Source organism: Pedobacter sp. UYEF25 (genome assembly GCF_054061655.1).
This window is the reverse complement of the sequence record NZ_JBSSEL010000006.1, coordinates 154,222-167,138: the sequence shown is the minus strand read 5'-3', so window position 1 is coordinate 167,138 and position 12,917 is coordinate 154,222. Positions and strand designations below refer to the sequence as shown.

At 38.7% G+C, this 12,917-nt stretch carries 8 protein-coding genes; 4 read left to right on the top strand and 4 right to left on the bottom strand.

Annotated features, from left to right (window positions below):
• Positions 1–254: 254 nt before the first annotated feature.
• Together ACVWYG_RS08140 and truA are read right to left on the bottom strand one after the other, a co-directional pair.
• The gene (locus ACVWYG_RS08140; protein ID WP_457269686.1) at positions 255–2,021 is read right to left on the bottom strand and encodes an ABC transporter ATP-binding protein; all 1,767 of its coding nucleotides are present in this window, start codon (positions 2,019–2,021) and stop codon (positions 255–257) included.
• The gene (gene truA / locus ACVWYG_RS08135; RefSeq protein ID WP_457269685.1) at positions 2,022–2,813 is read right to left on the bottom strand and encodes a tRNA pseudouridine(38-40) synthase TruA; all 792 of its coding nucleotides are present in this window, start codon (positions 2,811–2,813) and stop codon (positions 2,022–2,024) included.
• Between the two features lie 160 nt (positions 2,814–2,973).
• On the opposite strand from truA, the gene ACVWYG_RS08130 reads away from it, so the two are divergent.
• From ACVWYG_RS08130 to selD, 3 genes are all read left to right on the top strand, one after another.
• Positions 2,974–3,441, top strand: coding sequence for a DUF4293 domain-containing protein (locus ACVWYG_RS08130; RefSeq protein WP_457269684.1), 468 nt, complete (start codon positions 2,974–2,976; stop codon positions 3,439–3,441).
• Between the two features lie 311 nt (positions 3,442–3,752).
• On the top strand, positions 3,753–4,793 hold the full coding sequence (gene mnmH / locus ACVWYG_RS08125) for a tRNA 2-selenouridine(34) synthase MnmH (RefSeq protein WP_457269683.1): 1,041 nt from the start codon (positions 3,753–3,755) through the stop codon (positions 4,791–4,793).
• A gap of 45 nt (positions 4,794–4,838) precedes the next feature.
• Complete coding sequence (gene selD / locus ACVWYG_RS08120) at positions 4,839–5,882, top strand: selenide, water dikinase SelD (protein WP_457269682.1); 1,044 nt, start codon at positions 4,839–4,841, stop codon at positions 5,880–5,882.
• A 176-nt stretch (positions 5,883–6,058) separates the two neighbouring features.
• Here the strand turns inward: selD and ACVWYG_RS08115 are convergent, their stop codons facing one another.
• Positions 6,059–9,316 (bottom strand): S41 family peptidase, encoded by a 3,258-nt coding sequence (locus ACVWYG_RS08115; protein ID WP_457269681.1) that lies wholly within the window; start codon positions 9,314–9,316, stop codon positions 6,059–6,061.
• A gap of 194 nt (positions 9,317–9,510) precedes the next feature.
• Here ACVWYG_RS08115 and ACVWYG_RS08110 point away from each other — a divergent pair, with 194 nt between their 5' ends.
• The gene (locus tag ACVWYG_RS08110) at positions 9,511–10,746 is read left to right on the top strand and encodes a class I SAM-dependent methyltransferase (RefSeq protein WP_457269680.1); all 1,236 of its coding nucleotides are present in this window, start codon (positions 9,511–9,513) and stop codon (positions 10,744–10,746) included.
• Between the two features lie 209 nt (positions 10,747–10,955).
• Here the strand turns inward: ACVWYG_RS08110 and hscA are convergent, their stop codons facing one another.
• Positions 10,956–12,812: a Fe-S protein assembly chaperone HscA gene (gene hscA, locus ACVWYG_RS08105; protein ID WP_457269679.1), complete on the bottom strand. Its 1,857-nt coding sequence runs from the start codon at positions 12,810–12,812 to the stop codon at positions 10,956–10,958.
• Between the last annotated feature and the right edge of the window lie 105 nt (positions 12,813–12,917).

Below are 12,917 nucleotides of genomic sequence, written 5' to 3'. Positions count from 1 at the left end.
ATTTACTATTTTTTTGAAAAATTCTCTGCTAATTTCTGTTTTCTCCCAATTGGTATTGGGAAATTAATAAATGCATGGAATTTTTGCCTTCAATTTTCTAAAAATAATATCGGAAAAGGTTAGACGCAACTAAATATAAAGTTGAGTCTTAATTGTTTGTTTTGTACGGCGGATGCACTGCAGGAAATTATTGTCGATGCGCCTATTTGCCCAACTGCCTGAATTTAAAAAAGTATGCAAGCTACAAAAAGCGATTAACCCTTTGCGATCCCGGCAGAAGAGAACTGTAAGTCGTATAGTTTTTTATAATAACCGTCTATTTTAAGCAATTCTTGATGAGAACCCATCTCCATAATTTCTCCTTTTTCTAATACGATGATCTTATTTGCTTTTTGGATGGTAGATAGCCTATGGGCAATAACGATCGAGGTTCTTCCCTGCATTAAATTGTCTATCGCATGCTGAATGAGCATTTCAGTTTCGGTATCCACCGATGAAGTTGCTTCATCGAGCACCAAAATGGTTGGGTTGTGAACTAGGGCGCGGATAAAGGATATTAGTTGCGCTTGGCCGGCAGAAAGCGTTGCACCGCGCTCCATCACATTATAATGATAGCCGCCCGGAAGTTTTTCTATAAATCCGTGCGCACCTACTTTTTTCGCCGCCGCGATAACTTGTTCCAAACGAATTGCCGGATTGTTAAGCGTAATGTTGTTTAAAATGGTATCAGAAAACAGAAAAACATCTTGTAATACTGTGGCAATATTACTCCGCAGGTAATCGATATCAAAATCTTCTATTTTTATGCCGTCAACGGTAATTTCTCCTTTTTGGATTTCGTAAAAGCGGTTTAAGATGTTTATGGTAGATGATTTTCCAGCTCCGGTTGCGCCAACCAATGCAACAGTTTCGCCAGGTTTAACCTCGAAGGTAATGTTTTTAAGCACATATTGATCTTCTACATAGGCAAACCAAACATGTTTGAAATTAATGTTTCCTGTTAAGTGTTCTGGTTTTTCTTTTCCTAAATTTGGCGTCCGTTCATCAGTATCTAACACTTTAAAAACCCTTTCTGCGCCAACCATACCCATTTGTAGGGTGTTAAATTTATCAGCAAGCTGACGAATTGGGGTGAAAACCATTCCTAGATAAATGATAAATTGCGTAATGGTTCCAGGCGTAACATCCATCGGCTTTGCCAAAATACTTTTTGCCCCGTACCAGACCAACAATCCCATCGATAATGCTGAGATCAATTCCACTACAGGAAAAAAAATAGAATAGTACCAATTAGAGCGTACATTCGCATCGCGGTAACGCTTATTAATGGCATAGAATTTTTTATATTCCTGTCGTTCTCTTGCAAAATATTGGATGATCGCAACTCCAGTAATGTGTTCTTGTAGAAACGTATTCAAATTCGCTACCTCGGTTCTAATCTCTTGGAAAGCTACTTTTATGGCTTTTTGGAAAACCCGAGTGGCCACAATCAGTAAGGGAATTGGCGAAAGCATAACCAACGTCAACTCCCAATCTGTGTAAAACATTACGGCAATAATCACCACCACTTGCAAACTATCGCCAATCATGGAAATCAACCCTTCAGAAAAAATATCTGAAATGGTTTCTAAGTCAGAAACAGTACGTGTGATCAACTGACCAAGAGGGGTTTTGTCGAAAAATTTGAGCTTTAACTTGGTGATGTGGTTAAATACGTTTACTCTCAAATCCTTGATTACTGATTGACCTAAGCTGTTTGTTAAATACGTTTGATTGTATTGGATAAGTGTTTGCAACAACAGAATAACAGTCATGACGATGGTCATTTGCAATAAACCGTCGTATTTGCCGGTAAGAATGTATTTGTCTAGCGTGTATTTTATTAAGAAAGGCCTTATCGGCGATACCGCAGCCATTGCGATGGTTAGGAAAATAGACCATGCGAAAACAGTACGATAAGGTTTTACATATTCGAAAATACGTTTTAATAAACCTGCATTATATACGTCTCCCGCTGCCATTTAAGCTTGCTCTTTATTTATATTTTTTCTTTTTTTTTCTCCCAAATATGGGTATTCTACTCTTGTCAAAAATAATCCGCAAGCAGGTACAGATTGCCCTGCATTGCTTCTATTTTTGCTTTCAATTATTTTGATTACATCGGCTACACTTAACTTTGCTTTCCCCACCAACACTAAGGTGCCCACAATTGCCCGGACCATGTTGCGTAAAAACCGATCTGCAATAATGGTAAAGACCAGGCTTTCGTCGGTCAATGCTACAAAACCTGCTGATTTAATGTTACAGTTGTTTGTAAATGTTTGCGTGTTTGATTTGCTAAAACATGAAAAATCTTGATGGTTTAACAATTCTGATGCTGCAAGGTTCATCTTGTCAACATCTAATTTATCTTTTAACAGCCAAGAACAATCTAGTTTAAATGGATCTTTATTAAAATGAATAAAATATTGATAAGTGCGAGATGTTGCGTCGAATCTAGCATGCGCAGTTTTTTCGACCAAAGTAAGTGTTTTCGCAGCAATTTGATAAGGCAATAGCGCATTGATTTTATCTAGAGAATTTATTACCTGTTCCTCTTCCAAATCAAGCACATCAAAATGCGCATAAAAATCATTGGCGTGAACTCCAGCATCTGTTCTGCCACAACCTAAAGTTGCAACCGGCTGTCTAAAACAAATCGAAATGGCCTTATCTACTATTTCTTGTACAGTTATCGCGTTGGGTTGTGTTTGCCAACCGTGATATAGAGTGCCATTGTAAGCCAATTGTATGAAATATCTATTTTTATGCAAAACCAGTGGCAAAAATACCTTTTTCCTTTTATTAGCGCTACCACTCTGGCCAATTTTAATCTGTTCAAACTGTAAATATTAATCAGCCAAAGCCTACGTTCTGAAATTAAATTATAAAAAACAATATTTTAGCTAAATTTGTACCCACGATTATACGAACATGATACAACGCATACAATCTATTTGGCTCTTCTTAGCGACTATTGCGCTAATTTTAATGTTATTTCTGCCGCTACTTACGGTTGAAGTGAAAACAACAGAGACAAGTTTACACACCATGGGGCTATACGAAGACGTAGTGGGGCGGCCAGGTGTTGGAACTTTAAAAGAGGCATTTACGCCACTGTTCATCACAAATGTTGTAATTGCATTGCTTTGCTTTGTTAATATTTTTAATTTCAAACGTAGAAAAATGCAGAAACGAATTGCAATAGTTTCTGTTCTCCTTATTTTAACCTTTAGTTTTTGGTGCACTATTTTTGCAGAAAAGTTGCCGGGAGGACTTGCAAATGCACATTTTGATTTTGCTGCGTATTTGCCCGCATTGTCTATTTTATTTTGCATTTTCGGCATTGCCGGGATAAACAAAGACGAAAAACTTATCCGTTCTGCAGAGCGATTGAGGTAGCAATAATGCATTCGGTTAAAATGTGTTTTAGGGTTGGAAGGAATGAGGATTAAAAAGAAGAGAGAACGATAGCGCCTGACTGCTATGTCTAAAAAAAAGTCAACATTTAATTTAGCAATGAATTAATAACGTTTTAGACAATTTACAATTCCTTAAATAAGTTTCCTATCTAGTTGTATTGCATTAAAAGTAAATGTGCGAGCAATAGCGACTTTGCTTTGATATATTTGTATTTCCGTTGGCTGTTTCTAAAAATCGAAGCAATGTGAATTATAGAAGTTAAGTTCCTAAAGGTTTGGTCAACAATTAACATGCAACAAATATTAAATCTTTCTGAATTTCTAAAAGTTGCCAACAATAGGGTTGTGGTAGATGTTCGAACACCCTTAGAGTTCGAACAAGGACATATTCCTGGGGCAATAAATCTTCCCATTTTTACAAATGAACAACGCGTTCTCGTAGGAACTGCGTATAAACAGCAAAGTAGAGAAGCAGCAATTTTGTTGGGTTTTGAGTTAGTTGGTGGTAAATGGGCGGATTTTATCAGAGTGGCAGAAAGTTTATCGCCTGAAAAGAAAATTTTGGTTCATTGTTGGCGTGGAGGAATGCGCAGCGGTGCGATGGCTTGGGCATTTAATTTATACGGCTTCGAAGTAAGCACCTTAAAAGGTGGATACAAAGTCTTTCGACGTGCGGCTATAGATGCTTTTTCAAAACAATACCCCTTTAAAATTTTGAGTGGGAGTACTGGGTGTGCTAAAACTGAAATTCTACAGGAAATGTTATTATTGGGTGAGCAGGTAATCGACTTAGAGGGCTTGGCACAGCACCAAGGCTCGTCATTTGGGTCGATGGGAACATTGGTTCAGCCATCTCAGGAGCAGTTTGAAAATCTTCTCGGGGTAGCGCTTCAAAAGATGGACTTAAATAAACCTATTTGGTTGGAAGATGAAAGTATATTGATTGGCAAAAGGGTAATTCCAAAACCTATATGGGAGCAGATGCGGCAGGCTCCTGTGATGAAACTACAGATTCCGAAAAAAGCACGCATTGAATTTTTGAATGCCAAGTATGGAATTTTAGATCCGGAGTTTTTAAAGGCAGCTGTTTTGGGAATTGCGAAAAGACTTGGGCCATTGGAAACGAAATTTACACTACAAGCCATAAATGAGGGTAGGATGAAAGATTTTATTGAAAAAGTACTTGTATATTATGATAAAGCGTATTTAAAGGGTTTGAGTACCCGAGTAAGCGAATCTGTAGAACACATTGAATTTAAAGAAATCGCACCAAAAATTCATGCAAAAGCAATTGTAGCATTTAAAAATGATGCCACAAAAGACATAAAATAGAAACTAACCGATCGCTGTCGGCGTTAAAATGTATTAGAAAAATAGATGGAAAAAATTAAACTTACCCAATATTCTCATGGCGCAGGTTGCGGCTGTAAAATATCGCCCGCAGTGCTGGATACTATATTGCATAGCCAAATAAAATACGAAGCCGACAAGAATTTACTGGTTGGAAACAGCACCAGAGACGATGCTGCGGTTTACGATCTGGGCAACGGAACGGCTTTAATTTCGACCACAGATTTCTTTATGCCTATTGTTGATGATCCATTCGATTTTGGAAGAATTGCGTCTGCAAATGCCATTTCTGATGTTTATGCAATGGGCGGGAAGCCTATTTTGGCAATTGCAATCTTAGGCTGGCCGATAGATAAGTTAGCGCCAGAAATTGCACAAAAAGTAATGGATGGAGCGCGTTCTATCTGCGCCGAAGCCGGAATTTCGCTCGCAGGAGGTCATAGCATCGATTGCCCGGAGCCGGTTTTTGGGTTGGCGGTAAATGGTATTGTTTATGTTAAAAATTTAAAGCAGAATTCAACCGCTTTCGCCGGATGTAAATTATACCTCACAAAAGCTTTGGGCGTTGGTATCCTAACAACGGCACAGAAAAAGGGAATTTTAAAAATAGAACATGCCGATATTGCACCTAATTCTATGTCGAAGTTAAACAGCATTGGCGAAGTGATAGGTAAATTAGAGTATGTAAAAGCCATGACGGATGTTACGGGTTTTGGTTTGTTAGGTCATTTATCTGAAATGTGCGAAGGAAGCAACTTATGCGCAGAAATCATTTTTGAGCGCGTACCAAAACTTGCGATAATCGACGAATATTTAAATCAAAATGCCATCCCGGGAGGTACAACTAGAAATTGGGATAGTTATGGGCATAAAATTGGCCCGATAACCGACCGCCAAAAGCATCTGCTTGCAGATCCGCAAACCAGCGGCGGACTTTTGATTGCTGTGCTGCCTGAATATGCAACGGAATTTGAAACCTTATTAAAAGCACAGCGGATTGACCCCCAAAGTTGTGTTTCTTTTGGAACATTGAAAGAGAGAAATGGAGAAAAGTTGATTGACATAATTTAGTGACACTATTGCCATAAAAGCTATTGTTAAGAGAACTAAGTGCTCCCGATATTATTGAAGAATAGAGTTCTTAAAGCTCGTGAAACCGCTCGGATCGTTGAGGAAAGAAATGTTTCACAAGCATTTTATTTATTACAATTTAGCGTGCTGATGCTTCATCCTAGCCGAGATCTTGGTTATTTCACTTCTTTCATCATCTCTTTAACGGCAGCTTCCAATTGTTGATCTTTACCATTTAGCACCTCATTATATTCGTTGTTTACCTTTATGTCAGGTTCCAACTGATGATTTTCAGTCGGTTCGGTTTTGCCAATGCCATAACTTCCAATCATTGGGATACCGAAATAAATACTAGGATCTATTTGCGTTTCCCACCAAACTGCGGTTCCTGTTCCTGCAACTGGCATTCCGATAAGTTTGCCCAGACCTAAAGCCTTGTAAGCGTATGGAAACATAAACGCATCAGAATAGTTGCCTTCGCTCATAAGTACACAGCTGGGTTTGCTCCATTTATTCAAAGGTTCACCGCCGTTGGTAACATGCCCTTGCGGCCTTAGCGTAAAGTACATTTTGCCACCTAAAAAAGTAACTAAATCATCGTGAAGCCAACCGCCACCGTTAAATCGCGTATCCACAATCAACGCTTTTTTGTTTATGTTTTTTCCGAGCACTTTATCAAAAGTTGTTCTAAAACTGGGATCGTTCATACTCCTAACGTGCACATAACCAACCGTCCCGCCCGATAGGCTATCAGTCAAAAACTCCATTCTGTCTGTCCAACGTTTATAAAGCAGGTTATTTGTTTCCAAGCCACCAGCAATGGGCTTAACAATTTCACTATAAGTTTGCTTGGTTTTAGGATTGTGGAAATCTATCCGGGTAAAATTTCCTGCCTCATGATTTAAAAAACTGCTCCAATCTACTTCATCGGTAATGGCCTTTCCATTTATTTTATCAATAACCATATTCACTTTCATGTCTGTTTTGGCGTTGTCGAATGGGCCGCCCTCGATCACATCTTTTACGATTAATCCTTTTCCACCCTTGGTAACATCATAAAGTAAGCCTAACGCAGCTGTCGCATCTGCATTCGGCATGCTTGCGCGATAACCGCTGCCGGTGTGGGAAGCATTAAGTTCTCCTAAAAATTCGCTCAGGAATACGTCAAAATCGTAGTTGTTATTTATAAAAGGAAGAAATTTCGAATAGTTGTTGTGGTATCCATCCCAATCTACGCCTTGTAGTTTCGGATCGAATAATTTTTTCTTTACTTGTTTCCAAGCATGATCAAAGATGTAGGCCCTTTCTTCCGAAGCGTTCAATTCCATAGTAGCGTCTATCTTAACCGGCGAAACCTTGCCGTCTTCTACGCCCACTTTCATTATGTTTCCACCCGCTAAAACGAAAAGATTTTTTCCGTCGTCGCTCATTTCTAAACTTCCCTCATTTACATCAAGTTTCGCCAACACTTTTGTTTCGTGCGTTCGCGGCATTGTTACCCATAAATCATACCCTTTTTCGTAGCGAGCTAGGTAGTACAGCTTTTCGCCGTCTTTTGATAATGCAAGGCCAGAAATATCTGTAGAGCTAATGCTAAGTTTCTCTGTTCTATTTTCTAAGTTTTTAAGATTGAGGATGTTGCTAATCGAATCTTTCTTTTCCTTCGGCCTTTTGTCGTCTTTTATCTTTTTTGCCTTGTCTTTTTCTTCTGTTTTGATGGTTGTATCCTTTTTGGCAAGTTCTTTCTGAAGATCGGAATCTTCCTTGCTAAGTTGATGTTTGTCCCAAGTCTCTTGATCGAAAAACATGGCGAAAATATCTTCTTGGCTACCACGACTTAAATTTTTCTTTCCTTCCTTATCAGAAAGCCAATACATCATTTTTCCGTCCATTCCCCATTGCGGATACTCATCGCTAAAACCGCTTTGAGTTAAGTTAATGCGTGCACCACTGCCATCTGCTTTAAGTAAAACCACTTCAGGTGCAAACCAGCCGCCTCCTTCATTTGATTGCGCAAGGAGATATTTACTGTTTGGCGACCAAGAAAAGTACTGATCTCCATCTTGATAAGAATAATTTAATCCGGCTGGCAACACCGAAATGGTTTTTTTAGTGGATAGATCCATCACGTTCAATATATTTCTCTCTTCTAAATAAGCTATTTTTTTCCCGTCTGGGGAATAATGTGCCTGAAACTCATCTTTGTCAGTTGCAATAACTGCCGCAGTATTTATGACGGTAGAGGCATAGAAATATTTTTCAGATGGATGAGCTAGAGTAGCTTCGTAGATGTCCCAAGATTTTTCATGCTCCACCGAATACAAAAGTTTTTTCCCGTCGGGCGAAAAACTTACCATCCTTTCTTGAAAAGGAGTGTTTGTTATCCGTTTGGTAGTGGAACCATCTACAGCGGTTACAAAAATTTCTCCACGATAAACAAATGCAATTTCTTTTCCACTAGGCGAAACTGCAATTTCGGTTGCACCTCCTTTTATAGGAATTGTTTTAACCTGGTTTGTAGCGAAATCTGCTAGAATGCTAAAATTTAGTCTTTCAGGCCGACCGCCTTCTTTAAAAAGGTAGATGCTTCCATCTTGTGTAAAAGCAAAAGTTCCATCATTCGATCGTGATAGATTTCTTACAGGATTTTTATCGAAAGACGTAAGTTGGGTAACCTCAGTCGGGGTTTCTAAAGACGATTTAAAAAGGTTTTGATTTCCTTTCTGCTCGCTCAAATAGTAAAACGTCTCTCCATCTCCCCAAACCGGTTCGCGATCTTCTCCAACAAAACTGCTTAGCTTTTTATATAGAGTGTTTTTTAAATCTAACACCCAAATATCTCGCGTAATGGCCGATGTATGGTGTTTTCGGTAAGGATTTTCGTACCCTTTTCTATCTTGATAAATTATTTTATCGCCAGCAGCATTAAGGTGCACATTTTCTGTGCCGGCAGAGTTTATCATAATGTTTCTTCCGCCTTTTGTCGGCACCTCATACAATTTCATCCAATAGTTATCGCCTGGAAACCGGATAGAAGAATAAATGTCATGTCTGCTCGAACCGAATAAAACTTTCTGATCATCCTGGCTGAAATCGTATGGAATATCTTTATTAGAATTGTAAGTTAAGCGCGTGGCCGAACCTCCATCGGCCGACATGCTAAAGACATCGAAATTTCCAAATCTATCTGATGCAAAAGCAATGGTTTTCCCGTCGTGGCTCCAAATTGGGTAACCATTATAATCTGAAGTGATAGTTAGTGGTAATGCTTGTCCACCGTTGGTCGACACCTTAAAAATATTGCCTTTATATTCAAAGACCACCCATTTTCCATCAGGAGAAATAGACGTTTGCTGCATCCAAAGCGGTTGTTGAGCGTGTGCAGATATCATAAGAAAAAAAAGAATGCAGGCCGAGAGTAAATGCTTTTTCATACTTGTAGATTGGTCTGCTAAAAATAGAGATAAGTAATCAAATCTGACAGCATACTACAGTTATAATTTCTCGATTTTTGAGGGTGCTCTAAACGCTATGCCTGTTGGTATGCGAAGTATTGTATATTGAAGTTAAGTCTTTGTTAAGCGACTAAAAAAATACTTAGCTATCTTTGCTTCTTAAAATTTAACTTATGTTTTTTCAAGAATATATAGAAAAGTTTATCTCGACATTGAAGACAAGTATTGAGTATGGTACTTTTGTGAAAATTTCATTCGGAAATTATCAAGGCAATGAAACAGAATTAAAGCAGATTTTAGTCAGAAAGGTGCTGATTAAAGCCCAAGATAAACTTGCGTTTACTTTTAGATATAAAACCAGAGATGTAGTAAAAAATTACGCAATAAGTGAGGCTATTGATTTGATCGAAAAACATCTAGATGAAGGTTTTAAAATCGCTACGCTTTTTACCACTCAAAACGACTACATTTTAGAAGAGTTAAACAATGGGAAAGTTGCTTTTAGAACACTAGGTTCATCTGTTAAAGAAGCGCCATCAAAACAGCACGATAAAGAAAAAGTGAGGTTAATCCAAGCTAATTCAAAACAGTATTTAACCGAATTAAAAATTACCGACGCCGATGGGAAAGTCTATAAAAATGCGCAAGACAAGTTTCGGCAAATCAACCATTATATCGAGATTTTAAGCGCTTTAATTAAGGAATTGCCAGAGGGAACGATTAAGAAAGTAGCCGATATGGGTTCGGGTAAAGGCTATTTAACGTTTGCGTTATATGATTATTTACACAACAATCTAAAATTAGATAGCGAAATTATTGGCGTAGAATATCGCCAAGATATGGTTGATTTATGCAACGATGTCGCTGAAAAATCTTCTTGTGAGAAATTAAGTTTCGTAAAAGGCACTATTGAAGATTATGACGCAAATGATGTTAATCTCTTAATTGCGCTGCATGCCTGCGATACCGCTACAGACGATGCAATTTATAAAGGAATAAAAGCCAATGCCGACCTGATTGTGGTTGCGCCATGTTGCCACAAACAAATTCGGAGAGAAATTGAGCAGCATAAAGTAAAAAATGATGTTTCTTTTTTAACTAAGCATGGCATCTTTTTAGAGCGTCAAGCAGAAATGGTTACGGACGGAATTCGCGCTTTAATCCTAGAATATTTCGGATATAAAACCAAAGTCTTTGAATTTATTTCTGATGCACATACGCCGAAAAATGTAATGGTAGTAGGCATTAGGAAAAAGGAAAAAGGAGCAAAGAACAAAGACAAGGATGTTGAAAGCCTAAAACTGAAAGCTGAAAGCGAAAGGCAAGAGCAAATTTTACAAAAGATTAACGCGTCTAAAGAATATTTTGGAATCGGTTATCACCATTTAGAAAGGTTACTAAATCTTTAGGCTTGTTAAAATTGTGAGTTGGCTTAGGAAGTGCTGCTTTTACGGTTGCTAAAGATGTTTTCGAAAAGAAGGCTTGCTACAAAAACACTTAGCGTCCCCTTGTTCACTGGAATTGCACCGCGGAAATCCCATCAATTTGCGGGCTGCCACTACAATAATGTTTAATATTCACAAACAGTGCCGGCTTAGTTCGGCGTCAACGGCGCAGTCTAGTTAACGCTTTTTCCGTTCATTGCGCCAGAAACTGCCTTATTCATTACTCGTTCGGCAAACAGACGAGTAAATTCGTTCAACTCCTCGGTTTTACTTAAGATAATGTCCTTATCCGACGTTAAAATTGCAGTCTTCAATGCTTCTATATGCGTTCTGGTATTGCTGATTTCATTTTCATCTAAGAAATCAGCATGCTTGCTGATAAATCGTTCTGCCGTATAAACCAGTTGTTCGGCAGCTGTTTTCGCTTCTATAATCATACGTGCTTCTACATCGCTTTTAGCATGCTCGATACTGTCGAGCAACATTTTTTCGACAGCATCGTCGCTCAGACCATAACTTGGTGTAATTTCTATTTCTTGCTTTACACCCGATCTTAACTCTACCGCATTTACCGTTAATATCCCGTCTGCATTTAGCAGAAAATTAATAGCTACTTTCGGCAAGCCTGCAGGCATTGCCGGAATTCCCTTTAACTCGAATTCTGCAAGTTTCCTGTTTTCCTTTACCAGATCTCGCTCTCCCTGAAAAATAGCGATTTTCATATTAATTTGTCCGTCGACAGACGTGGTGTATTGTCGCCCAGCTTTCGTTGGTACTTTGCTATTTCTAGTGATAATTACATCCATCAATCCACCCATCGTCTCAATACCCAAAGAAAGAGGAGTTACATCTAACAATAGAATGTCAGATCGATTTCCGGCTAAAATATCTGCCTGAATTGCCGCGCCTAATGCGACAACTTCATCTGGATTTATATTGTCTTTCGGGGTTTTACCAAAGAAGCTTTCAACTTTTTCTTTTACATATTTTGTGCGCGTCGATCCTCCAACTAAAATAATTTCATCGATGTCATCAATAGTCAGCTCCGCATCTTTTAACGCGTTTTTACAAGACGTTATGGTTTCTTCAACTTTTTCTGCAATTATGCATTCGAAAGTCTTTTGATCTAACGTGCACCAAATTTCGCCAATTTGCTCATTAAATAAGTTTTGAGAACTCAACGCTTTTTTTGCTTTTTCGGCTTTAAGGCGTAAAGATTGCATGAGTACTGCATCCTTTGCTATGGTGCCCAAATCAAGTTTATTCTTTTCTATCCAATAATTTAAAATCGCTCTGTCGAAATCATCACCACCTAAATACGTGTTTCCATTGGTTGCCAATACTTCAAAAATGCCGTTTTGAATCTGCAAAATCGAAACATCAAAAGTTCCACCACCTAAGTCGTATACAACAACTGTTTTTTGTTTTGATGGATCTAAACCAATTCCATAGGCCAAACTTGCTGCGGTTGGTTCGTTCACAATTCGCATTACCTCTAAACCTGCGAGTTTCCCAGCGTCTCTGGTAGCTTGCCGCTGACTATCATTAAAATAAGCGGGAACGGTAATCACCGCACGGTTGACTGGCGTTTTGAGCGCATGTTCTGCGCTCGTTTTCAACTCTTTTAAAATTTCTGCCGATAATTCTATTGGCGTATAAAACTTATCACCCGCTTGGATTTTAACAAGCGCGTCACTGTCGTCATCTATAATTTTGTAGGAAAAAATCGCTGCATGTTCGGCTACGTCTTTATAAGATCTGCCCAACAACCGCTTGACGGAGAATATCGTGTTATGAGGATCGGTTAACAAAAAATCTGCAGCTTTTGTGCCAACTGTAGCTGCATCATTCTCGTCGAAATGAACAACAGAAGGAACTAGAATTCCTTTACCTGTATCATTAATTACCTGTGGATTTCCGTCTGGATTGATAAAAGCGACCAGGCTATTGGTCGTACCCAAATCTATACCCACAATAATCTCTTGTTTTTGCAACGAACCCGTAGCGAGGTTTATCGAAAATTTTGCCATACGGCAAAAGTAGGGAATTGATTCGGAAAGGTGCGTTAAGAGGAGTAAGGAATAAGGAGCAAAGATTAAGGACTAAGTGGCTATTGGATTTCGGCCAATCCTTAA

Bases quoted from the DNA above. Each gene is read 5' to 3' on its own strand.
- ACVWYG_RS08140 (WP_457269686.1), bottom strand. From the start codon at position 2,021: ATGGCAGCGGGAGACGTATATAATGCAGGTTTATTAAAACGTATTTTC.
- ACVWYG_RS08130 (WP_457269684.1), top strand. From the start codon at position 2,974: ATGATACAACGCATACAATCTATTTGGCTCTTCTTAGCGACTATTGCG.
- mnmH (WP_457269683.1), top strand. From the start codon at position 3,753: ATGCAACAAATATTAAATCTTTCTGAATTTCTAAAAGTTGCCAACAAT.
- selD (WP_457269682.1), top strand. From the start codon at position 4,839: ATGGAAAAAATTAAACTTACCCAATATTCTCATGGCGCAGGTTGCGGC.
- ACVWYG_RS08115 (WP_457269681.1), bottom strand. From the start codon at position 9,316: ATGAAAAAGCATTTACTCTCGGCCTGCATTCTTTTTTTTCTTATGATA.
- ACVWYG_RS08110 (WP_457269680.1), top strand. From the start codon at position 9,511: ATGTTTTTTCAAGAATATATAGAAAAGTTTATCTCGACATTGAAGACA.
- hscA (WP_457269679.1), bottom strand. From the start codon at position 12,812: ATGGCAAAATTTTCGATAAACCTCGCTACGGGTTCGTTGCAAAAACAA.